This window comes from Pseudomonas canadensis (assembly GCF_000503215.1).
Taxonomy (GTDB): Bacteria; Pseudomonadota; Gammaproteobacteria; order Pseudomonadales; family Pseudomonadaceae; genus Aquipseudomonas; species Aquipseudomonas canadensis.
In genome coordinates, this window is the sequence record NZ_AYTD01000017.1 from 746,729 (window position 1) to 766,715 (window position 19,987).

General features: G+C 59.3%; 18 protein-coding genes. 2 read left to right on the plus strand and 16 right to left on the minus strand.

Going from position 1 to position 19,987, the window contains the following annotated elements:
• Positions 1-50 precede the first annotated feature (50 nt).
• The 16 genes from U367_RS0122220 to U367_RS0122295 form a co-directional block, all read right to left on the minus strand.
• On the minus strand, positions 51-1,082 hold the full coding sequence (locus U367_RS0122220) for a DUF5924 family protein (RefSeq protein ID WP_028618665.1): 1,032 nt from the start codon (positions 1,080-1,082) through the stop codon (positions 51-53).
• A gap of 72 nt (positions 1,083-1,154) precedes the next feature.
• The gene (locus U367_RS0122225; RefSeq protein WP_028618666.1) at positions 1,155-2,537 is read right to left on the minus strand and encodes a M16 family metallopeptidase; all 1,383 of its coding nucleotides are present in this window, start codon (positions 2,535-2,537) and stop codon (positions 1,155-1,157) included.
• A 57-nt stretch (positions 2,538-2,594) separates the two neighbouring features.
• Positions 2,595-4,253: a Na/Pi cotransporter family protein gene (locus U367_RS0122230; protein WP_016978808.1), complete on the minus strand. Its 1,659-nt coding sequence runs from the start codon at positions 4,251-4,253 to the stop codon at positions 2,595-2,597.
• 210 nt (positions 4,254-4,463) lie between these two features.
• Complete coding sequence (locus U367_RS0122235) at positions 4,464-5,231, minus strand: TerC family protein (RefSeq protein ID WP_014716354.1); 768 nt, start codon at positions 5,229-5,231, stop codon at positions 4,464-4,466.
• Positions 5,232-5,295: 64 nt separating this feature from the next.
• A complete protein-coding gene (locus tag U367_RS0122240) occupies positions 5,296-6,603 on the minus strand; it encodes a CitMHS family transporter (RefSeq protein ID WP_028618667.1) in 1,308 nt (435 codons plus the stop codon).
• A 239-nt stretch (positions 6,604-6,842) separates the two neighbouring features.
• Positions 6,843-8,804 (minus strand): DUF7844 domain-containing protein, encoded by a 1,962-nt coding sequence (locus U367_RS0122245; RefSeq protein WP_028618668.1) that lies wholly within the window; start codon positions 8,802-8,804, stop codon positions 6,843-6,845.
• Entirely contained in the window at positions 8,801-9,121 is a 321-nt protein-coding gene (locus U367_RS0122250; RefSeq protein ID WP_028618669.1) for a DUF2388 domain-containing protein, read from the minus strand. The genes U367_RS0122245 and U367_RS0122250 overlap by 4 nt, the downstream gene beginning before the upstream one ends.
• A 38-nt stretch (positions 9,122-9,159) precedes the next feature.
• A complete protein-coding gene (locus U367_RS0122255) occupies positions 9,160-9,468 on the minus strand; it encodes a DUF2388 domain-containing protein (protein WP_028618670.1) in 309 nt (102 codons plus the stop codon).
• 80 nt (positions 9,469-9,548) lie between these two features.
• Positions 9,549-9,869 (minus strand): DUF2388 domain-containing protein, encoded by a 321-nt coding sequence (locus tag U367_RS0122260; protein ID WP_028618671.1) that lies wholly within the window; start codon positions 9,867-9,869, stop codon positions 9,549-9,551.
• A gap of 136 nt (positions 9,870-10,005) precedes the next feature.
• Positions 10,006-10,191: a DUF1127 domain-containing protein gene (locus U367_RS0122265; RefSeq protein ID WP_028618672.1), complete on the minus strand. Its 186-nt coding sequence runs from the start codon at positions 10,189-10,191 to the stop codon at positions 10,006-10,008.
• 262 nt (positions 10,192-10,453) lie between these two features.
• Positions 10,454-10,669 carry a DUF1127 domain-containing protein gene (locus tag U367_RS0122270; protein ID WP_010168694.1) on the minus strand — a complete coding sequence of 72 codons (216 nt, stop codon included), beginning with the start codon at positions 10,667-10,669 and terminating at the stop codon, positions 10,454-10,456.
• Between the two features lie 318 nt (positions 10,670-10,987).
• Positions 10,988-12,481 (minus strand): acetyl-CoA hydrolase/transferase family protein, encoded by a 1,494-nt coding sequence (locus U367_RS0122275; RefSeq protein WP_028618673.1) that lies wholly within the window; start codon positions 12,479-12,481, stop codon positions 10,988-10,990.
• Positions 12,482-12,660: 179 nt separating this feature from the next.
• Positions 12,661-14,097 (minus strand): NAD(P)(+) transhydrogenase (Re/Si-specific) subunit beta, encoded by a 1,437-nt coding sequence (locus tag U367_RS0122280; protein WP_028618674.1) that lies wholly within the window; start codon positions 14,095-14,097, stop codon positions 12,661-12,663.
• The gene (locus U367_RS0122285; RefSeq protein ID WP_003187417.1) at positions 14,097-14,417 is read right to left on the minus strand and encodes an NAD(P) transhydrogenase subunit alpha; all 321 of its coding nucleotides are present in this window, start codon (positions 14,415-14,417) and stop codon (positions 14,097-14,099) included. The genes U367_RS0122280 and U367_RS0122285 overlap by 1 nt, the downstream gene beginning before the upstream one ends.
• 15 nt (positions 14,418-14,432) lie before the next feature.
• Positions 14,433-15,554, minus strand: coding sequence for a Re/Si-specific NAD(P)(+) transhydrogenase subunit alpha (locus tag U367_RS0122290; protein WP_028618675.1), 1,122 nt, complete (start codon positions 15,552-15,554; stop codon positions 14,433-14,435).
• Positions 15,555-16,006: 452 nt separating this feature from the next.
• On the minus strand, positions 16,007-16,906 hold the full coding sequence (locus U367_RS0122295) for a LysR family transcriptional regulator (RefSeq protein ID WP_028618676.1): 900 nt from the start codon (positions 16,904-16,906) through the stop codon (positions 16,007-16,009).
• 157 nt (positions 16,907-17,063) lie between these two features.
• Between U367_RS0122295 and U367_RS0122300 the strand changes: the two genes are divergently transcribed.
• Together U367_RS0122300 and U367_RS0122305 are read left to right on the plus strand one after the other, a co-directional pair.
• A complete protein-coding gene (locus tag U367_RS0122300; protein ID WP_003187423.1) occupies positions 17,064-18,245 on the plus strand; it encodes an acyl-CoA dehydrogenase in 1,182 nt (393 codons plus the stop codon).
• 12 nt (positions 18,246-18,257) lie between these two features.
• The gene (locus U367_RS0122305; protein ID WP_028618677.1) at positions 18,258-19,478 is read left to right on the plus strand and encodes a CaiB/BaiF CoA transferase family protein; all 1,221 of its coding nucleotides are present in this window, start codon (positions 18,258-18,260) and stop codon (positions 19,476-19,478) included.
• Positions 19,479-19,987: the final 509 nt, after the last annotated feature.

Below are 19,987 nucleotides of genomic sequence, written 5' to 3' on the forward strand. Positions count from 1 at the left end.
TCCGAGCTTGTTTGGCTATCCACAATTCCTACGTAATAGCACGAACCTGCCTACTTTGGGTTGTCCGTTTGTGCTGAGTCCGTCACTTTGAAGCGCAGCACGCCGATTACCTGCCCGTCTTCAGTCAGCACGCGTACTTGCCAGCGACCCACGGCGTCGCCGGGGAAGTTCTGCTTGTGGGTCCAGGCGCGGTAGCCCTCTTTGCGTCCGCCATGGATATCCAAGGCGATGCGGTCGACCTCTTTGCCGTTGAATTGCCACACATGGTAGATGCGCTCATCCAACCCGCGCGGCGCGTTGATCGCGGTGTAGGCATACAGCCCGCCGCTGCGCAGTTGGGCGGCGGTGACTTCCTTGAGGTCGTCGCCCGGCGTGCGGTCTTGCAACTGTGTGCTGATGGCCACTTCAGTCATCCACAAGGTGGCCGGTGGCACCCAACTGCGCAGGAACCATCCGGCGCAACCAATGGCGGCCGTGACCCCGAGCAACATCGCCCAGCCTTTAAGGCTGCGTAGCGGCATGCTGACGGCCAGGCTCGGAATCGACAACGCCATGGCCACGCCGAGGGCCAGCTTGTAACTCTCGGCCGTGGTCAGGTGCAGGATGATCGGCAGCGCGGTGAGCAGCGCGGCGAACAGTGTGAAGGTGTGCAGCGCGAGGAACAGTGAACGTTTGGGCGCCAACCATTTGTAGTACAGCGGGTCGACAATCGACACCAGCGCCGCCGCGCCGAGCAGGCCGGTAAAAATCGATTGGCCGCTGTTCCAGGCGGTGGTGATGAAAAAGAACGGCAGCACAAAAAACAGACTTTCCTGATGGATCATCTGGGTTGCATAGCGCAGTAGCGGTTCGGGGATTTCGCGCTTGAAGACCTTGGTGAACAGCTGGGTGAAGCTGTTTTCCAGCATCAGCCACAGCCAGCTCACCAGCATGATCACTGCGATCCAACTGGCCATGCCCTGTTGGCGGTCCACCAGGATGAAGCTGCCCACACCCGAGATGAAGCCGCCGAGTGCAATCACCCCTGGGTAGCGCTTCATCAGCTCGAGAATGCGCTGGATTACGTGGGTCAGGTTTGGCATCTGGCGGTTCGCAGTCTTTTTAGGAAAAAATCCTAGACAGAATAACGTCTTAGTCCGTCGTCCGTTGCGTCATTACGCGATCCGTTTGCGATAAAGCCGTACGCCGATCAACACAAAGGCGATCAGCCCTAGGACACCGGCGCCGATCCAGCTCAGCAGGTCGTAACTGAGCAGCGGCTTCTCGATACGCCAGTAGCCGGGTTGCTTGAACACTTGGCGCATGGCCTGGTTGGTCTGGTCCAGACTCACGGCCTTGATGCGTTTGACCGGGTCGCTGAAGTGGCCGTTGTTGTAATCGCCGGAAGCGCTCCAGTAATAGTCGGCCAGTGCACTGTTGCCCTGCACGGCCCAGGCCTGACGGGCGACGGCGGCCTGTTGCAGGCGGGCGAATACCGCCGGGTCGAGACCGTCTTTGAGCAGCTGCGCCCTGAGGTCCTGGAGCACCTGTTCGGCTTCGGGGAGGTTTTCCCGCTCAAGGTCGGCATTCAGGCTGAGGAAGCCGACGCCGCCGAGCACTTCGCGTTCGCTCCACGGGCCGTAGGACAAGCCGTGCTTGAGGCGCAGTTGGCGGTACAACGCCCAGTCGAGGTAGTCCTTGAGCAGGTCGTAGGTTTCATCATGCCCGTCGTCCAGTACTGGCTCAGGGAGCATCCAGTGCAGTTTGGCGCTATCGCCGACCCAGCCGTGGATCAGTTCGCGGTGGGCGGCGGCGGCATGCTGGATTTCCGGGAGTGCCGGGTGTTCCGTGGGTTCGACCGGGTCGAGCTGGCCATAGGTACGTTCCAGATAGGCCGGCAGCAATTTGTCGAGGTCACCGACGATGATCAGGGTCATGTTGTTGGGCGCGTACCAGTTTTTGCGCAGGTTCTCCAACTGGTCGCGAGTCAGATGGTCGACCTCGGCGCGTTCGGCGCATTTGAGGCCCAGCTCGACGGCCAGTTGATTGCTGGCGGTGTGGCCTAGATCCTGGCGGTCCAGCAGGCGTTGCAGGTGTGAGTAGTGGCCGCCGTCTTCGCGCTCCACCACCCGCTTGGCGGCGTTGATATTGGCGTCGGTCAATTCGGTGCGGGTGAGGATCGCCAGCAGCAGGTCCAGCACCTTGCGCTGGTTTTGCGCGGGCGCCTCGATCACGAAGGTGGTGTCGGCGTTGCTGGTATAGGCGTTCCACTCGCCGCCCAGGGCTTGCATGCGGTCTTCCAGCTCACCTTCTCCACCGCCGTCGATGCCGCTGAACAGCAAGTGTTCCAGCAGGTGCGGCAGCTCTTTGTCCTCGCAACTGAAGTCATCCAGACCCACGCCCACCACCAGGCGGATCGCCACATGCCCGCGTTCGGTGCCCGGCTTGAGCAGCAATTGCAGGCCATTGGGCAAGGTGTAGCCCTCGACTTGCAGGCGGTCAAAGGCAAAGGCATGGGCAGAGCCCATGAGCAGACAGGCGAACAACAGGCGACGCATAACAAGCTTCCTGGCGAGTGAGGTCAGTTTTAACTGACTTCGCGGGCCATAGTACGTTCAGGGCGAATGTGTGATGTCGGCAATATCTTCGGCGGAGAGCGCGCCGGTGTCGGATGTTTCCAACACTACATAAGCACTGCTGCAAAACAACGAGTTGAGGCGTTTCATGTCCGCAATCAGCTCCAGGTGTAGGGAGCTGGTCTCCAGACTCTGTACGATTTTTCTCTGCAGGCGACTCACGTGCGCGTGGGCCAGGCGGCGTTCCTGGGCGCGGAATCGGCGTTTTTCGCGCAGCAACTGGCGGGCACTTTCCGGGTCGGCGCTGAGGAACACCGACAGGCCCAGGCGCAGGTTGGCGATCAACTGACTGTGCAGGCCAGTGAGTTCTTCCAGGCCCACTTCCGAAAACTGGCGACGCTGGGAAGTTTTCTGCTGCTGAACTTTGCGCAGCATGCGTTCGATCAGGTCGCCGGCCAGTTTCAGGTTGATCGACAGCTCGATGATTTCGGCCCAGCGCCGGCTGTCCTGCTCACTGAGGTCTTCGCGGGGCATTTGCGCCAGGTAGAGCTTGATCGCGCTGTACAGCGATTCGACGTCGTCGCTGAGGCTGCGCATTTCCTGGGTGATGGCGGTCTGTTTGCCGCGCAGCACTTCCTGCATGGCGGTCAGCATGTTGTCGATCAGGTCGCCCAGGCGCAGGGTTTCACGGGCGGCGTTGGCCAGGGCCAGGCTTGGGGTGCTGAGTGCCGTCAGGTCCAGATGGCGCGGCTTGGCTTTGCCGTTGACCTCTTCACGCTCGGGCAGCAGCCAGGCGCACAGTTTTGCCATCGGGCCGATGGTGGGCAACAGGATCAGGCAACGGCTCACGTTGTAAAGCAGGTGGAAGGTGATGACCATGCCTTGGGCGCTGTAGTCCAAGCCATCCATCCACAGCACCAGCGGGTCCAGCACAGGAATGATCAGCAACAGGCCGATCAATTTGTACAGCAGGCTGCCCAGCGCGACCTGGCGCCCGGCCGCGTTCTGCATGCTGGTACTGAGGAAGGCCAGCACGCCGCTGCCGATGTTGGCGCCGATCACCAGGCCGATCGCGACATGCAAGCCGATCACGCCTGCGCCGGCCAGAGTCGCGGTCAGTAGGACGGCGGCCAGGCTGGAGTAGGAAATCATCGCGAACAAGGCGCCGACCAGGGCGTCGAGCAAGATGTCGCCGGTCAACGATGCGAACAACACTTTCACGCCTTGGGCGTGGGTGATGGGGCCGGCGGCTTCCACGATCAGTTGCAGCGCAAGGATGATCAGCCCGAGGCCGATCCCCACGCGTCCCAACTGCCCTGCCCGCGTTTGCTTGCGCGACAGGAAGAAAATCACCCCAAGAAAAATCAGCAGCGGCGACAGCCAGGACAAATCGAACGTCAGCACCCGCGCCATCAACGCAGTACCGACATCGGCGCCGAGCATGGTCGCCAGGGCGGGCATCAGGCCCATGAGGCCCTGGCCGACGAAGGAGGTCACCAGCATCGCCGTGGCGTTGCTGCTCTGCACCATGGCCGTCACCAGGATACCGGCGATAAACGCCAGCCAGCGCTTGGACATGTTCTGCCCGATGACTTGGCGCAAGTTGGAACCGTAGACCCGCAGGATGCCGGTACGGACGATGTGCGTGCCCCAGATAAGCAGGGTCACGGCGGAAAGCAGATTGAGCAAGGTCAGCATGCTCGGCCCCCCGTGTGGGTGCGCTCTAAAGTGAGCGAAGGAAAGTTGCCGCGTGCCGCTCTACGTCTTGTACTTAAGCTGTAGTTGGCGAATGGGCTCTGCGCCAGCATCGCATAGCTAAAGTGGGGATTGAAACAAAACTGTCATGAAATCAACTTTTTGTGGATGCAAAAAAGGGGCTTAAAAAGCCCCTTTTTGTCTGGCTCGGGTTTATTGACCCGGAATGTCTTTGCGCAGTTTCACCGGATCCTGCTGTTTTTTCTTTTTCGCGATGGCGGTGCGCATCTTGATGTTCACCGCTTCCACCGCCAGCGAGAACGCCATGGCGAAGTAGACGTAGCCTTTTGGCACGTGCACATCGAAGGATTCCGCGATCAGCACGGTACCCACGACCAGCAGGAACGACAGCGCCAGCATTTTCAGCGACGGGTGCTTGTCGATGAACTCGCTGATGGTGCCAGCAGCCAACATCATCACCAATACCGCCACGACAATCGCCGCGACCATGACCGGAACGTGGGACACCATGCCGACAGCGGTGATGACCGAGTCCAGGGAGAACACGATGTCGATGATCGCGATCTGGATGATGGTGTAGATGAACTTGCCACCGGCGCCCTTCGGCTCGTCGTGGGTTTCGTCTTCACCTTCCAGCGCGTGGTACATCTCCTGGGAGCTTTTCCACAGCAGGAACAGGCCACCGAAGAACAGGATCAGGTCGCGACCGGAAATGCCTTGGCCGAAGACCACGAACAGGTCGGCGGTCAGTTGCATCACCCAGGTGATCGACAGCAGCAACAGAATGCGCGTGACCATGGCCAGCGCCAGGCCGAAGATCCGGGTGCGCGCCTGCATATGCTTGGGCATGCGGCTGACCAGGATCGAAATCATGATGATGTTATCGATGCCCAGGACGATCTCGAGGGCCGTCAGGGTGAAGAAGGCAATCCAGATTTCCGGATTGGTCAGCCATTCCATGTGTATTCCTTTGAGCGAGTGTTAAACCGCGCAAGCTGCAGCGCCGCGCGGTTGGGTGTTTGGATTATAGAGTGCTGAACAGCGGAATAATCCCCATCAGCAAAGCGGCGACCATTATGCACAGGCACACCAGCACTGCCCACTTGAGGGTAAAGCGCTGGTGATCGCCAAACTCGATACCCGCCAAAGCGACCAGCAGGTAGGTCGAGGGTACAAGCGGGCTCAACAGGTGCACAGGTTGGCCGACGATCGACGCACGTCCCATTTCTGCCGCAGTGATGCCGTAGTGGCTGGCGGCTTCGGCGAGTACTGGCAATACGCCGTAGTAGAACGCATCGTTGGACATGAAGAACGTAAACGGCATGCTCACCAGCGCGGTGATCACGGCCAGGTACGGGCCCAGCGCGTCAGGGATAACGGCCAGCAGGCTCTTGGACATGGCATCGACCATGCCGGTGCCCGACAGGATGCCGGTGAAGATACCGGCCGCGAAGATCAGCCCCACCACCGCCAATACGCTGCCGGAGTGAGCGGCGACGCGGTCTTTCTGCATCTGCAGGCACGGGTAGTTGACGATCATCGCAATACTGAACGCCACCATGAACAGCACCGGCAGCGGCAACAGGCCGGCGATCAACGTGCACATCAGGGCGAACGTCAGCGCGCCATTGAACCAGATCAGTTTCGGGCGACGAGCGTCCGGGAATTGCGACACGCTGATTTCGCTGTGGTCGATCTCGTCGCCTTGCAGGTGCAATTCACCCAGGCGTGCACGTTCGCGCAGGCCGTACATGTAGGCGATCACCAGGATTGCGACGACGCCGGCGGCCATTGCCGGGATCATCGGTACGAAAATGTCCGACGGGTCCACATGCAACGCACTGGCGGCGCGGGCGGTCGGACCACCCCAGGGGGTCATGTTCATCACGCCACCGGCGAGGATGATCAAGCCAGCCATGATCCGCGGGCTCATGCCGATGCGCTGGTACAGCGGCAGCATGGCGGCCACGCAGATCATGTAGGTGGTGGCGCCGTCACCGTCGAGGGACACCACCAGGGCCAGCACAGCGGTGCCGACCGAGACTTTCAGCGGGTCGCCCTTGACCATCTTGAGGATCTTGCGCACGGCCGGGTCGAACAGGCCGGAGTCGATCATCAGGGCAAAGTAGAGAATGGCGAACATCAGCATCACGCCGGTCGGCGCGAGCTTGGTGATGCCCGCGAGCATCATCGGACCGATCTCCGGCGCGAAACCGCCGAACAGCGCGAACAGGATCGGCACAATGATCAGGGCGATCAGCGCGGACAGGCGCTTGGTCATGATCAGGAACATGAACGTGATGACCATGGCAAAGCCAAGGAAAGTCAGCATAGGAATACTCCAGGCGTAGCGCGGCTAGGGAATGGCGAACCGAGGGGGTCAGCGCAGAACGAAAGGCACGAGGCGTACGGGTGGAGTTGGGGCGAACAGGCGGGTACGAGCGGACATCGGGAATCACCATTGTTGTTGTTAACAGCCGGTCTGTTGCCGGCAGTGGGGGCGATCCTAGACGGGTAAGCTTTCAGCCAGCTTTCGCTGGATGAAAGGCTGATGAAGGGTTACTCGGCGTTTCAGGGCAGCTCCAGGCCGCCCGCCGCCTTGTGCAAGGCCCGCAAATGCTCGCCTACCTGCTTGAGATTGGCTTCGCAGGCGGCAATCTCGGCGGAGCGCGAAGGGTCCAGCAGCGCCCTCACCTCTTTATCCAACTCGCCAGTCAGTGATTGCAGTTGCTTCTGGCGCTCGGCGCTTTCCGATTCCAGGCGCTTGGCTTCCGAAGGCTGCGGCAGGCCGTAGCCGCCGCTGCCCAAGAGTTCTGCCGGACGGCTGAGGAAGCCGCTGTTGGCGAGGATCTGTTGCAGCGTAGCGTTGGCTTTCTCCATGCCGCCGTTTTTCAGCTCGCGGGCGCCGAGGTAGCGTTGTTTGACTTCGTCCTGGGCCAGCATCAACTGCTTGCGAAAACTCGCCTGTTCAAGCAGCAGTAATGCGGCGCTGGTGCGCAGATCTGCCTGGCCGAACCACTGGCGGCGCTCCTCTGCGCTGAGGGACAGCCAGTCTTCGACCTGGGTCTGCTGGATCGGCAGATGCTTGCGCAGTACATCGAACATCGCTTGGTAGCGTTCGCGGAAGGAGTCGAAGTGATAGCCCAGGCGTAACGCCCGGCGTTTGTCGTCCAGTACGCTGGTGTCGGCCAGGCCACGAGCACTCAATACCTCAAGCAAACCGTTGGGGGTTATGTTGTCCAGGCCGGTCAGTTGCGGGTTGGCGCTGCCACTGCGTAACAGTTTCAGGCTCTCCACCGCACAGTTGTTAGAAATGAAGAAGTAATTACCGTCGTAGCTCCAGTGCATCTCGGCGGCATGCTCGACGGTGTCGTTGATTTCCTGGCGGGTCAGTTTCAACGGCACGGAGGCCAGGCCGCGCAACTCGGTCTTGGTGTACTCGTCGATCACTTGCGCCAACGGCAGGACAAACAGGCGCGACGGGTATTTGCCGACCAGGCCGTCCCAGCTCGACAGCTGTACGTCACCGACAAACGCGCGGTAGGACAACACCAGGTGCTGGTCCAGATCCAGCCGACAATCCGGACCACGCGGACGGCCTGGCGCGCAGATCACCAGGCGCAGCATGCTGTGGCCCCAGCGGCTCACCAGGTTTTGGTTGGCTTCGGCCAGCAGGTAGTCGATTTCGTAGACGCGCTCCGGGTCGACATGGCCCAGCGGCGTCTTGGCGAAATCGTTGCCGGCGTTCAGGAAAGCATAGGTGTTGGCGCAGGTTTCTTGGTTCGGCGGCGCCCAGCCAAAGTGTTCTTTGTAATAACGGAACAGCGAGGGACGGCGGCAGGCGTAGCTCGGGTCAAGCAGGAAGTACTCCATGTTGACTGCGACGAATTCCAAGGGGCTGGTGGTTTCGTAGATGTCCGGGCTGCGCGCGACCTGATGGTTGTTCTGTTCGCGTTCGCCACGACGACCGACGTATTGCGGCCAGCCGGCAAGGTCTAGCAGGCGCGGGTCATCGCTGAGGGTAAAGCGTCGGCCATTCTGGCCCCGGCATTGATCAGGCAGGCCGATCAGGCCGGTGAGATTGTTCTGGCGGCTGCAGCGGTTGATCAGTGCGCGGTCTGCTTTGGACCACAGGCGTGCACGGTCATAAATGTGGGTCAGCTCATGCAGCACGGTGGCGAGCATTTCGCGGCGCACGGTGCCGTGGGGGCGATTGGTTTTCTGGGTGGCGGCGCTGCCGTCGGTGAGGCTGGCGAGCAAGTTGCGGTTGAGGTCCAGCTCGGACACCAGGGAGGCTTGCCCGTAGGCGTTCTCGGGCATCTTGTCGGTCCAGCCGACATCGATGCGCCGGTCCAACTGCTCGACGAAGCTAGGCGGTAAAGCGCGCATCGCTTCGTCGAGCAACGCCTGGCTGGCCTGCAGTTCAGCAGGGCTCAAGCCATCGGTCTTGAGTCGCAGTTGCAGGCCGGCTTGGGCTGCGCTGGCACACAGCAGCACAACCCCGGCCAGGAGCCAGGCGGCAATTCGCCTCACAGTGCGAGAATAGCTTCGGCGAGGGTCTGGTCACTGGCGTCGCGGGCTTCCGGCAGACGTGTGCGCAGGGTGTCGAAGGCGGCTTCCAGGCGTGCGCCACGGATCTCGCCGTTGGTGGCGACGAAGCTGGCAGCGTCGTCGTGGGCCTCGCGCACGACTTTGGAGTCGCGTATGGAGGTGGTGGTGTCCGAGGTGAAATCAATGGTGCGACCAGAGGCGCGAACAATGATGTTACTGGTGGCCACCAGGGTTTGTGCCTGGGCAACGTCGGCCAATAACAGCAGGCCAAGGGCGGCGGCGATCAGCGGGCTACGCATGAGATGACTCCAATGAAAAAGATGGAATACAAAGATGATTATTGGACGAGAATTGCTTGCGCCAGTTCAAGGTCGCTGGCGTTAAGTTTTGGTTGGCTGCGGCGCAGATAATCCAGCGCGGATTCCAGCCGTGCGCCCCGCCATTGGCCGTCAGTGGCGATAAACGCAGCCGCGTCGTCCTGGGCGGCCATAACCACTTTTCTGTCGAAGGGCGCGGACGTCACCTTGCTGGTGGCGTACGCACTGGCGACGGTGCTTTGGGTGCTCAGGTCGAAAGCCGAAGCCACGGGCGACCAGGCGCCCCAAAGCAATAGTGGAACTATTAAAAGGCGGTATGAAAAAGCCATGGGACTCGACAACTTAAAACGAGCGCCAAGGCTAGCGTAATGCCCGGGCGAGAGCCAGCGCCCAGGCATCAGCCCTGTATTCAGATCGCCAGGATGGCCTGGGCCAACTGTGCGTCAGTCGCGGTGTTCAACTGCGGCGCTTGTTGGCGAATCTGTGCCAGGGCGCTCTCCAGTTTCACGCCACGGATGGCGCCTTCACTAGCAACAAAGCTGGCGGCGTCGTCACGGGCGGCGCGCACGACTTTATTGTCGCGCAGGGACGACGTGGCATCGGAAGTAGCGTCGGAGGTGGCCTTCAGCGCGCCGACGATGGAGTCGGTGGTCACGATGAAGCTGGTCGCGTTGGCGTTGGCAGCCAGGGCCAACAGGGCGGCGGCACTCAGCAGGCGAAGACGGGACATGGGATGACTCCTGTAGATGAACGGATAAGGTGGCGCAGGGCAGCCATTGGGGATCAGACGCCCGTACTACGCGGTTCGCCACGTGGTGACTGGATATTAAGCCGCCGTTTATCCGTTCGGGAAGCGTCTTGACTGCCTAGTCACGCCAGAACGGTTTGGACAGCTCGTTCATTCGGTCGCCAGGACTGATGCCCAGGTCGGACAGTTCACGGCTATCAAGCTGAGACAGTTGGCGCCGTTCATAGGCCTGGCGTAGCCATTTGGCGAGGATCGAAGCGGCTCGACTTAACAACCGCTTATAGCTGTGGGATGGCGTGTCCATGGCGTGCACCTTTCATGAGGTCTTGGAACACCATGTTCAGCGAGAGGATGTGACCGATACAGATACACTGGAGTTAAATTGTACTGCTTAACTGTTGTATTTTTTAAACTGTACCTGTCCACGAATTGTGTCACTGTTTTCCGTTGAAAACCCAAGCCCCGAAAACAACAAAGCCCGCCTCCGATTTCCCGGGGCGGGCTTTGCTTTGACAAATCAGGGTGCTGGCGGTGGACCCGGTAGGTCAGGGCCAGCGAGCGCTAAATTAGCGCCAGAACGGCTTGCTCAGCTCTTCGTAGCGTTGAGCTTCGCTGATGCCTGCGTCAGCCAGCAGACGCGAATCCAGACGAGCCAATTGGTGGCGGCTGGAGATGCGGCGCTGCCACAACATCAGGTTGGCGATAACGCGCAGAGGCAGGGAGGCCTGGGTGTTTACAGCTTTTTCTTCGAAGAACAGATCGGAACTGAGTGTACGTTCCATGATGACATCCTTCCGCTTGTGGCGGGATTAGGTAGTGGTTTAACTGATGCCAATGATCCTCTTCCGACGCAAGACTCTCTAGATACAGTTCCCCTGTATTGTGAGGGGCCAGTTAACTGTTTATGGGTGCTGTACTGTACAGAAATGAGGCAACTGTACCTATCTGCACTGAAGTGGTGCGAAATTGGTGTTTTCGTAGTGATGTGTGGGATATTTCGGTAGGAAATGACCGGTACAGCAGTACAGTTTTTTGCAGGAATGGCGTTGAGGATGCCGGGCTGATGAAACTGTTTCTGCATCAGCCCGGATCTGTATCAATCACGCCTTGAGCATATGCCCGGTTTCTTCCAGGTTGATGTGCCAGCTCAGTGCTTCGCGCAGGATGTGGGGCGTGTGCCCGCCGACGGCGCAAGCAGCGTTGAAGTAACTGTTCAGGGCATCGCGATAGGCAGGGTGCACACAGTTATCGATGATCACCCGGGCCCGTTCCCGTGGCGCCAGGCCACGCAGGTCGGCAAGCCCAACTTCGGTGACCAGGATATCGACGTCATGCTCGGTGTGGTCCACATGGCTGACCATCGGCACCACGCTGGAAATCGCCCCGCCTTTGGCAATGGATTTGGTAACAAAGATCGCCAGGTGCGCATTGCGCGCGAAATCCCCGGAGCCGCCAATACCGTTCATCATCCGCGTGCCGCAGACATGGGTGGAGTTGACGTTGCCGTAGATATCGAACTCCAGCGCGGTGTTGATGCCGATGATGCCCAGGCGACGCACCACTTCCGGATGGTTGGAGATCTCTTGCGGGCGCAGCACCAGTTTGTCCTTGTACTTTTCCAGGTTGCCGAACACGTCGGCATTGCGCCGTTCTGACAAGGTGATCGAGCTGCCCGAAGCAAAGCTCAGCTTGCCCGCGTCGATCAGGTCGAAGGTCGAATCCTGCAACACTTCCGAATACATGGTCAGGTCTTCGAACGGCGATTCGATCAAGCCACACATCACTGCGTTGGCGATATTGCCGATGCCGGCCTGCAACGGGCCGAGTTTGTTGGTCATGCGGCCGGCGTCGACTTCCTGCTTGAGGAAGTTGATCAGATGATTGGCGATGCCTTGGGTGTCGCTGTCGGGTGGCGTCACGGTCGAGGCGGAATCGGCTTGGTTGGTGATGACGATGGCGGCGATCTTTTCCGGTGGGATCGGAATAGCAGTGCTGCCAATCCGGTCATCGACCTTCACCAGCGGGATCGGCGTACGGGTTGGCCGGTACGTCGGGATATAAATGTCGTGCAGCCCTTCCAGGTTCGGGTTGTGCGCCAGGTTGATCTCGACGATCACCTGCTTGGCGAAAATCGCAAAGCTGGCCGAGTTGCCCACAGACGTGGTGGGCACAATATGGCCTTGCTCAGTGATCGCGACCGCTTCAATCACCGCAATATCCGGTAGCTTGAGCTGATTGTTGCGCAGTTGCTCGACGGTTTCCGACAGGTGCTGGTCGATAAACATCACTTCGCCGGCGTTGATCGCCTTGCGCAAGGTGCTGTCGACCTGGAACGGCATGCGTCGCGACAGTACGCCCGCTTCGGTCAGTTGCTTGTCCAGGTCATTTCCCAGGCTGGCGCCGGTCATCAGGGTGATTTTCAGCGGCGAGGTCTTGGCGCGTTCGGCCAGAGCGTGGGGGACGGCCTTGGCTTCACCGGCACGGGTGAAGCCGCTCATGCCGACGGTCATGCCGTCCTCGATCAGTGCGGCGGCGTCTGCCGCGCTCATGACCTTGTTCAACAACGAAGGCAAGCGGATACGATCACGGTACATGGATTGTTATCTCAGGCTACGGAAGCAAGGTGCGCAGTTTAGTGATTTCAAAAAAATTCGGCCCGCTACCATGGTCGAATGCCAGGCAGCGATTTAGAGCCTTTGGTCGGGTTTCATGCAGTAATAAAAAACCCCAGCCTACTGGAGGCCGGGGTTTCGAGTATTGCGCTGAAGCAGTGTTACTCGACGGCTTTGACCATGTCTTCGATGACCTTCTTGGCATCACCGAAGACCATCATGGTCTTGTCCAGGTAGAACAGCTCGTTGTCCAAGCCGGCGTAGCCGCTGGCCATTGAGCGTTTGTTGACGATGATCGTCTTGGCCTTGAAGGCTTCGAGAATCGGCATGCCTGCGATCGGTGAATTCGGATCGTTCTTGGCGGCCGGGTTGACCACGTCGTTCGCGCCCAGCACCAGCACCACGTCGGCCTGGCCGAACTCGGAGTTGATGTCTTCCATCTCGAACACCTGGTCGTAAGGCACTTCGGCCTCGGCGAGCAGGACGTTCATGTGCCCTGGCATACGGCCGGCCACTGGGTGGATCGCGTACTTCACGGTGACGCCGTGGTGGGTCAGCTTCTCGGTCAGTTCCTTGAGCGCATGCTGTGCACGTGCTACGGCAAGGCCGTAACCCGGGACGATGATCACGGTGTCGGCGTTGGTCAGCAGGAAGGTCGCGTCGTCAGCCGAGCCGGATTTGACCGGGCGTGCTTCTTTAGAGCCCGCCGCTGCACCGGCATCCGGCGCATTGCCGAAACCGCCGAGCAGTACATTAAAGAAGGAACGGTTCATCGCCTTGCACATGATGTACGACAGGATCGCGCCGCTGGAGCCCACCAGCGAGCCGGCGATGATCAGCATCGAGTTGTTCAGCGAGAAACCGATGCCCGCCGCTGCCCAGCCGGAGTAGCTGTTGAGCATCGAGACGACCACAGGCATGTCCGCGCCGCCGATCGGGATGATGATCAGCACGCCAAGCACGAAGGCCAGGGCCAGCATCAGCGCGAAGGCGGTGAGGTTGCCGGTGAACATGAACGCCAGGCCCAGGCCCAGCGTAGCGAGGCCGAGCACAAGGTTCAGTTTGTGCTGGCCGCCGAACTGTACCGGTGCGCCCTGGAACAGGCGGAACTTGTACTTGCCGGACAATTTGCCGAAGGCGATCACCGAACCGGAGAAGGTAATGGCACCGATGGCCGCGCCGAGGAACAGTTCCAGGCGGTTACCGGCAGGAATCGAGTCGCCCAGGTGTTTGACGATGCCCAGGGACTGCGGCTCGACCACCGCGGCAATCGCGATGAACACTGCAGCCAGGCCGATCATGCTGTGCATGAACGCTACCAGTTCAGGCATCTTGGTCATTTCTACGCGCTTGGCCATGATCGAGCCGGCGGTGCCGCCGATCAGCAGGCCAACGATTACGTAGCCAATGCCTGCGGTAGCCAACTCAGCGCCCAGCTTATAGATGAGGCCCACGGTGGTGAGCACCGCCAGCGCCATGCCGAGCATGCCGAACAGGTTGCCGCGTCGCGACGTGGTGGGGTGCGACAGGCCCTTGAGAGCCTGGATGAAGCAGATCGACGCGATCAAGTAGAGCGTCGTGACGAGATTCATGCTCATTACTTAGGCGCCTCTTCTTTTACTTTCGGGGCTTTCTTCTTGAACATCTCAAGCATTCTGCGGGTGACCAGGAAGCCGCCGAACACGTTGACTGCGGCGAGTGCCACGGCCAGGGTGCCCATAGTCTTGCCCAGTGGCGTGACAGTGAGGGCCGCAGCCAACATGGCGCCGACGATCACGATGGCGGAAATGGCGTTGGTTACCGCCATCAATGGTGTGTGCAGCGCGGGGGTTACGTTCCAGACCACGTGGTAACCGACATAAATCGCCAGCACAAAGATGATCAGGTTGTAGATACCGGGGGAGATAAGCTCTTCCATCGTCTGAATCCCTGCTTAGGCGTTTTTGCGGATGACTTGGCCGTCGCGGCACATCAGGCACGCGGCGACGATGTCGTCTTCGAGGTTGATTTCAAACTGCCCTTCCTTGGTGAAGACCAGCTTCAGGAAGTCCAGCAGGTTGCGCGCGTACAAGGCTGACGCATCGGCGGCGACAGCGCCGGCCAGGTTGGTCGGGCCGCAGATGATCACGCCGTTCTCGACGACTACCTGGTCGGCAACCGTCAGCGGGCAGTTGCCACCTTGGGCAGCGGCAAGGTCGATCACCACGGAGCCGGGCTTCATCTGTGCGACGGTTTCGGCGCTGAGCAAGGTCGGCGCTTTGCGGCCGGGAATCAGGGCGGTGGTAATGACAATGTCGGCCTGCTTGGCGCGTTCGTGCACGGCCAGGGCCTGGCGTTGCATCCAACTGGTCGGCATTGGGCGGGCGTAGCCGCCGACACCGACGGCGCATTCGCGCTCTTCATCGGTCTCGTAAGGCACGTCGACAAACTTGGCGCCGAGGGATTCGATCTGCTCTTTAACGGCCGGGCGTACGTCAGACGCTTCGATCACTGCACCGAGGCGTTTTGCGGTGGCGATGGCTTGCAGGCCTGCAACGCCGGCGCCGAGGATCAGCACGCGTGCGGCCTTCACGGTGCCTGCGGCGGTCATCAGCATCGGCATGAAGCGCGGGTAGTGATGAGCGGCGAGCAGCACGGCTTTATAGCCGGCAATGTTGGCCTGGGACGACAGCACGTCGAGGCTTTGAGCGCGCGAGGTCCGCGGCGCAGCTTCGAGGGCAAAGGCGGTGATGCCGCGCTCGGCGAGCTTGGCGATGGTTTCGTTACTGAACGGGTTGAGCATGCCCACCAATACGGTGCCGCTTTTGATCAGCGCAAGTTCGCTGTCGCTGGGGGCTACCACCTTGAGGATCAGCTCGGCGCCATACGCATCGTTGGCACTGCCAATGGTTGCGCCTGCCGTTTCATAGGCACTGTCGACGACGCTGGCTTTGATGCCGGCTCCGCTTTGTACAGTGACCTTATGGCCCTGGCCGATCAGCTTCTTGATGGTTTCCGGGGTGGCAGCCACCCGCGTTTCACCGGTCTGGGTTTCGAGAGGAACACCAATGTGCACGTCAAATCTCCTGCATGATCTTTTTGCTTTTGATCTTTTTGTAAAAAGGCCAGTGCACCGCGAGTGGCGCAACTGGGGCGGCCGATCAGCACGATCCCGCTGAAATGACAGCGGGGCGCGGCATTTTGCAGGCGAACTTTACGGCCTTCAAGGGATTATGACGGGTGACGAAAAATTAACTACAAGTCACCCTGTGACTGATTGTCGCAACACGCTGAAATAACCTCTTCAAATACATGGGCTTAAAGGGCTACAGGCGCTTTTGCAATCTTTTGACATCGTTGGTGTGAATAGTCGGTCATTGGCTTGTATTAGTCGCTGCAAGCCATATAGATCATGGCTTTGAGTCCTATTTTCGCCTGACAGATACAGTCTTTTGAAATGCGACATATATGTATATCTGTAGGATTTAAAATTTGCTGACTACAGAGTCAATAATGTTGTTTTGACCTTTAAATACAAGGGCTGTAGCGGTGTGACTGGTCGATCAGCCAGTCCCTGAATGCGTGTAATGAGGCGGATTCGACCTTTCTGTCAGGAATCATCAAGTAATAGGCCTTAGAACTGCTCAGTGCTTCGGGGTTTGTGATTACCAGTTGGCCGTCCTCTAGTTCGCGTTGAATGAGGAACGGCGGGATCAGCGCGATCCCCATGTCATGCATGGCGGCCTGAGACAACATCGAGAATAGCTCGTAACGGGGGCCTGTCATGTCGCGAGGTACGCTCAGCTGCTGGGCGTTGAACCACTGGCGCCACGCGTAAGGTCTCGTCGTTTGCTGCAGGAGGGGCAGTTCTGCGATTTCCTGGGGGCTGAGTTGCGTGCTGTTACCCAGCAGTCGCGGGCTGCACACGGGGACAGGATTCTCTCCCATCAGGCGGTGCGATTCCGTACCGGACCAATCGGCATCGCCGAAGTAGATTGCGGCGTCGAATTCGGTATCGGCAAACAGGAAGGGCCGTGTTCGGTTCGTCAGGTTGACCGTGACTTCAGGATGCTGGCGTTGGAAATCCTTGAGGCGAGGGATCAGCCACTGAGTACCAAATGTCGGGACCACGGCCAACTCGATGGTGTTAGCGCCCTGCTGACCCATGACGGAAAGCGTGTCGCGCTCCACCGCATCCAGTTGCGTGGCTACGCGGCGGCTGTACGACAGCCCGGCTTCCGTCAGTTTTACCCCTCGGCGTGAGCGACGAAACAGCTCGACACTCAAAAACTCCTCAAGGCTGGCGATCTGTCGACAGATGGCGCCTTGAGTGATCGAAAGCTCGTGTGCGGCCTTGGTAAAGCTTTCGTGGCGGGCCGCCGCTTCAAAACTGACCAAGGCGGTAGTACTGGGAATTTTTCTGCGCATATACCGTGTCCTCACATCTAAAGCGCATATGCGCGCTTTTCGGCGGTTTCGAAGTGAGAAATTAGCACAACCCTATTCGGAAACCTCGTTTGCTCTGAGCGCTTGTCGCGCCTAGGCTGGTTCCACGACATTCGTTTCTTCCCGCGAGGACTTATTCATGGCTGGCAAGGCAAGCTTCAACTGGATCGATCCACTGCTGCTGGATCAACAGCTCACCGAAGAAGAGCGCATGGTGCGCGACAGTGCTGAGCAGTTCGCCCAGGACAAGCTGGCGCCGCGCGTGCTTGAAGCCTTTCGCCATGAAAAGACCGACCCTGCGATTTTTCGCGAGATGGGCGAGACCGGTTTGCTCGGTGCGATGATTCCTGAGCAGTACGGCGGCAGTGGCTTGAATTACGTCAGTTATGGGTTGATCGCGCGCGAAGTGGAGCGCGTCGACTCCGGCTATCGCTCGATGATGAGTGTGCAGTCTTCGCTGGTGATGGTGCCGATCAACGAGTTCGGCACCGAGGCGCAGAAACAGAAGTACTTGCCGAAGTTGGCGTCTGGGGAATGGATCGGCTGTTTTGGCCTGACCGAGCCCAATCATGGGTCTGATCCAGGTGCGATGATTACCCGGGCTCGAAAAGTGGACGGCGGTTACAGCTTGACGGGCGCGAAGATGTGGATCACCAACAGCCCGATCGCGGATGTGTTTGTGGTGTGGGGCAAGGACGACGCCGGTGACATCCGTGGCTTTGTCTTGGAGAAAGGCTGGAAGGGCCTGAGTGCGCCGGCGATTCATGGCAAAGTCGGGCTTCGCGCTTCTATCACCGGTGAAATCGTCATGGACAATGTGTTCGTGCCGGAGGAGAACATTTTTCCGGACGTGCGTGGTCTGAAGGGGCCTTTCACCTGTCTCAACTCTGCGCGTTATGGCATTTCTTGGGGGGCTTTGGGTGCTGCTGAGTTCTGCTGGCATACCGCTCGCCAATACACCCTGGATCGCCAGCAATTCGGCCGTCCATTGGCTGCAACTCAACTGATCCAGAAGAAATTGGCCGACATGCAGACCGAGATCACTTTGGCCCTGCAAGGCTGCCTGCGTCTGGGGCGTATGAAGGATGAGGGTACGGCAGCGGTTGAAATCACCTCGATCATGAAGCGCAACTCCTGTGGCAAATCCCTGGATATCGCGCGTATGGCACGCGACATGCTCGGCGGCAACGGTATTTCCGACGAGTTCGGCGTGGCGCGCCACCTGGTCAACCTGGAGGTCGTGAATACCTATGAAGGTACTCATGACGTGCATGCTCTGATTCTGGGGCGCGCGCAAACCGGTCTTCAAGCGTTCTATTAATAGGAGCACGGTATGGGCGCGCTTTCGCATCTGCGGGTATTGGATCTATCGCGAGTACTGGCGGGCCCCTGGTCCGGGCAGATCCTTGCGGACCTTGGGGCTGAGGTAATCAAGGTTGAGCGGCCGGGCAGCGGCGACGATACGCGCGCCTGGGGGCCGCCCTTCCTTAAGGATGCCTATGGCGAGAATACCAGTGAGGCGGCGTACTACCTGTCAGCCAATCGCAACAAGCAGTCGGTGACGATCGATTTCACGCGGCCGGAGGGGCAGGCGTTGGTGCGTGAGCTGGCGGCCAAGTCGGACATCCTCATTGAAAACTTCAAGGTGGGCGGGCTTGCCGCGTATGGGTTGGACTATGAGTCGCTCAGGGAGATCAATCCCGAGCTGATCTACTGCTCGATCACGGGCTTTGGCCAGACCGGGCCCTACGCGGCGCGGGCGGGCTATGACTTCATGATTCAGGGGTTGGGCGGCCTCATGAGCCTGACCGGTCGCCCTGAGGGGGATGACGGTGCCGGGCCAGTAAAGGTGGGTGTGGCGCTGACGGACATTCTTACGGGGCTTTACTCTACAGTGGCGATACTGGCGGCACTGGCTCATCGGGATCATGACGGTGGCGGGCAGCACATCGATATGGCGTTACTGGATGTGCAGGTGGCCTGTCTGGCCAACCAGGCGATGAATTACCTGACAACAGGGGCGTCGCCAAAGCGGCTGGGTAATGCGCATCCGAATATCGTGCCCTATCAGGACTTCCCTACCGCCGACGGTGATTTCATCCTGACGGTGGGTAATGACGGGCAGTTTCGTAAGTTTGCCGAAGTGGCTGGGCAGCCACAGTGGGCGGATGATCCGCGCTTCGCTACTAATAAGGTGCGGGTGGCGAATCGGGCGGAACTGATTCCTTTGATTCGTCAGGCGACGGTGTTCAAGACGACGGCTGAGTGGGTGTCGCAGTTGGAGCGCGTGGGCGTGCCTTGTGGGCCGATCAATGACCTGGCGCAGGTGTTCGCCGACCCTCAGGTCAAGGCGCGCGGGTTGGCAATGGCGCTGCCCCATGCGTTGGCGGGGATGGTGCCTCAGGTTGCCAGTCCAATACGGTTGTCCAAGACGCCGGTGGAGTACCGCAATGCGCCTCCTCTGCTGGGTGAGCACACGGCTCAAGTGCTTCAGGATGTATTGGGGTTGGGCGCGGCGAATGTGGTTGCTCTCAAGGCGGCAGGTGTTATCTGAGTCGCATCTTCTATATAGAAGATGCTGATGGCCCTTTATTGGTGGTTTTTTAATCAGTTTTAAGTAATCGATAGAAAAGCAAAATCAAGGGTTGACGGCAGATTTCAGACGTCTATAATTCGCCCCAATTCCGGCGCAGTCGAAACGGAAAACTCCTTGGTAAACAATGAGTTATGTAAGTTTCGGCAGCAGGTTGCTTCAGTTCATCGAAGCTAAAAGGTAGTTGAAAAAGAGGTGTTGACAGCAGCGTGTAACGCTGTAGAATTCGCCTCCCGCTGACGAGAGATCGGAAGCGCAAGTGGTTGAAGTTGTTGAAGAAATCTTCGAAAGCTTCTGAAAATAATCACTTGACAGCAAATGAGGCTGCTGTAGAATGCGCGCCTCGGTTGAGACGAAAGATCTTAACCAACCGCTCTTTAACAACTGAATCAAGCAATTCGTGTGGGTGCTTGTGGAGTCAGACTGATAGTCAACAAGATTATCAGCATCACAAGTTACTCCGCGAGAAA

Excerpts from the sequence above, each read along its gene's own strand:
- U367_RS0122220 (WP_028618665.1), bottom strand. The coding sequence starts at position 1,082 with ATGCCAAACCTGACCCACGTAATCCAGCGCATTCTCGAGCTGATGAAG.
- U367_RS0122225 (WP_028618666.1), bottom strand. The coding sequence starts at position 2,537 with ATGCGTCGCCTGTTGTTCGCCTGTCTGCTCATGGGCTCTGCCCATGCC.
- U367_RS0122230 (WP_016978808.1), bottom strand. The coding sequence starts at position 4,253 with ATGCTGACCTTGCTCAATCTGCTTTCCGCCGTGACCCTGCTTATCTGG.
- U367_RS0122235 (WP_014716354.1), bottom strand. The coding sequence starts at position 5,231 with ATGGAATGGCTGACCAATCCGGAAATCTGGATTGCCTTCTTCACCCTG.
- U367_RS0122240 (WP_028618667.1), bottom strand. The coding sequence starts at position 6,603 with ATGCTGACTTTCCTTGGCTTTGCCATGGTCATCACGTTCATGTTCCTG.
- U367_RS0122250 (WP_028618669.1), bottom strand. The coding sequence starts at position 9,121 with ATGCGTAGCCCGCTGATCGCCGCCGCCCTTGGCCTGCTGTTATTGGCC.
- U367_RS0122255 (WP_028618670.1), bottom strand. The coding sequence starts at position 9,468 with ATGGCTTTTTCATACCGCCTTTTAATAGTTCCACTATTGCTTTGGGGC.
- U367_RS0122260 (WP_028618671.1), bottom strand. The coding sequence starts at position 9,869 with ATGTCCCGTCTTCGCCTGCTGAGTGCCGCCGCCCTGTTGGCCCTGGCT.
- U367_RS0122265 (WP_028618672.1), bottom strand. The coding sequence starts at position 10,191 with ATGGACACGCCATCCCACAGCTATAAGCGGTTGTTAAGTCGAGCCGCT.
- U367_RS0122270 (WP_010168694.1), bottom strand. The coding sequence starts at position 10,669 with ATGGAACGTACACTCAGTTCCGATCTGTTCTTCGAAGAAAAAGCTGTA.
- U367_RS0122275 (WP_028618673.1), bottom strand. The coding sequence starts at position 12,481 with ATGTACCGTGATCGTATCCGCTTGCCTTCGTTGTTGAACAAGGTCATG.
- U367_RS0122280 (WP_028618674.1), bottom strand. The coding sequence starts at position 14,097 with ATGAGCATGAATCTCGTCACGACGCTCTACTTGATCGCGTCGATCTGC.
- U367_RS0122285 (WP_003187417.1), bottom strand. The coding sequence starts at position 14,417 with ATGGAAGAGCTTATCTCCCCCGGTATCTACAACCTGATCATCTTTGTG.
- U367_RS0122295 (WP_028618676.1), bottom strand. The coding sequence starts at position 16,906 with ATGCGCAGAAAAATTCCCAGTACTACCGCCTTGGTCAGTTTTGAAGCG.
- U367_RS0122300 (WP_003187423.1), top strand. The coding sequence starts at position 17,064 with ATGGCTGGCAAGGCAAGCTTCAACTGGATCGATCCACTGCTGCTGGAT.
- U367_RS0122305 (WP_028618677.1), top strand. The coding sequence starts at position 18,258 with ATGGGCGCGCTTTCGCATCTGCGGGTATTGGATCTATCGCGAGTACTG.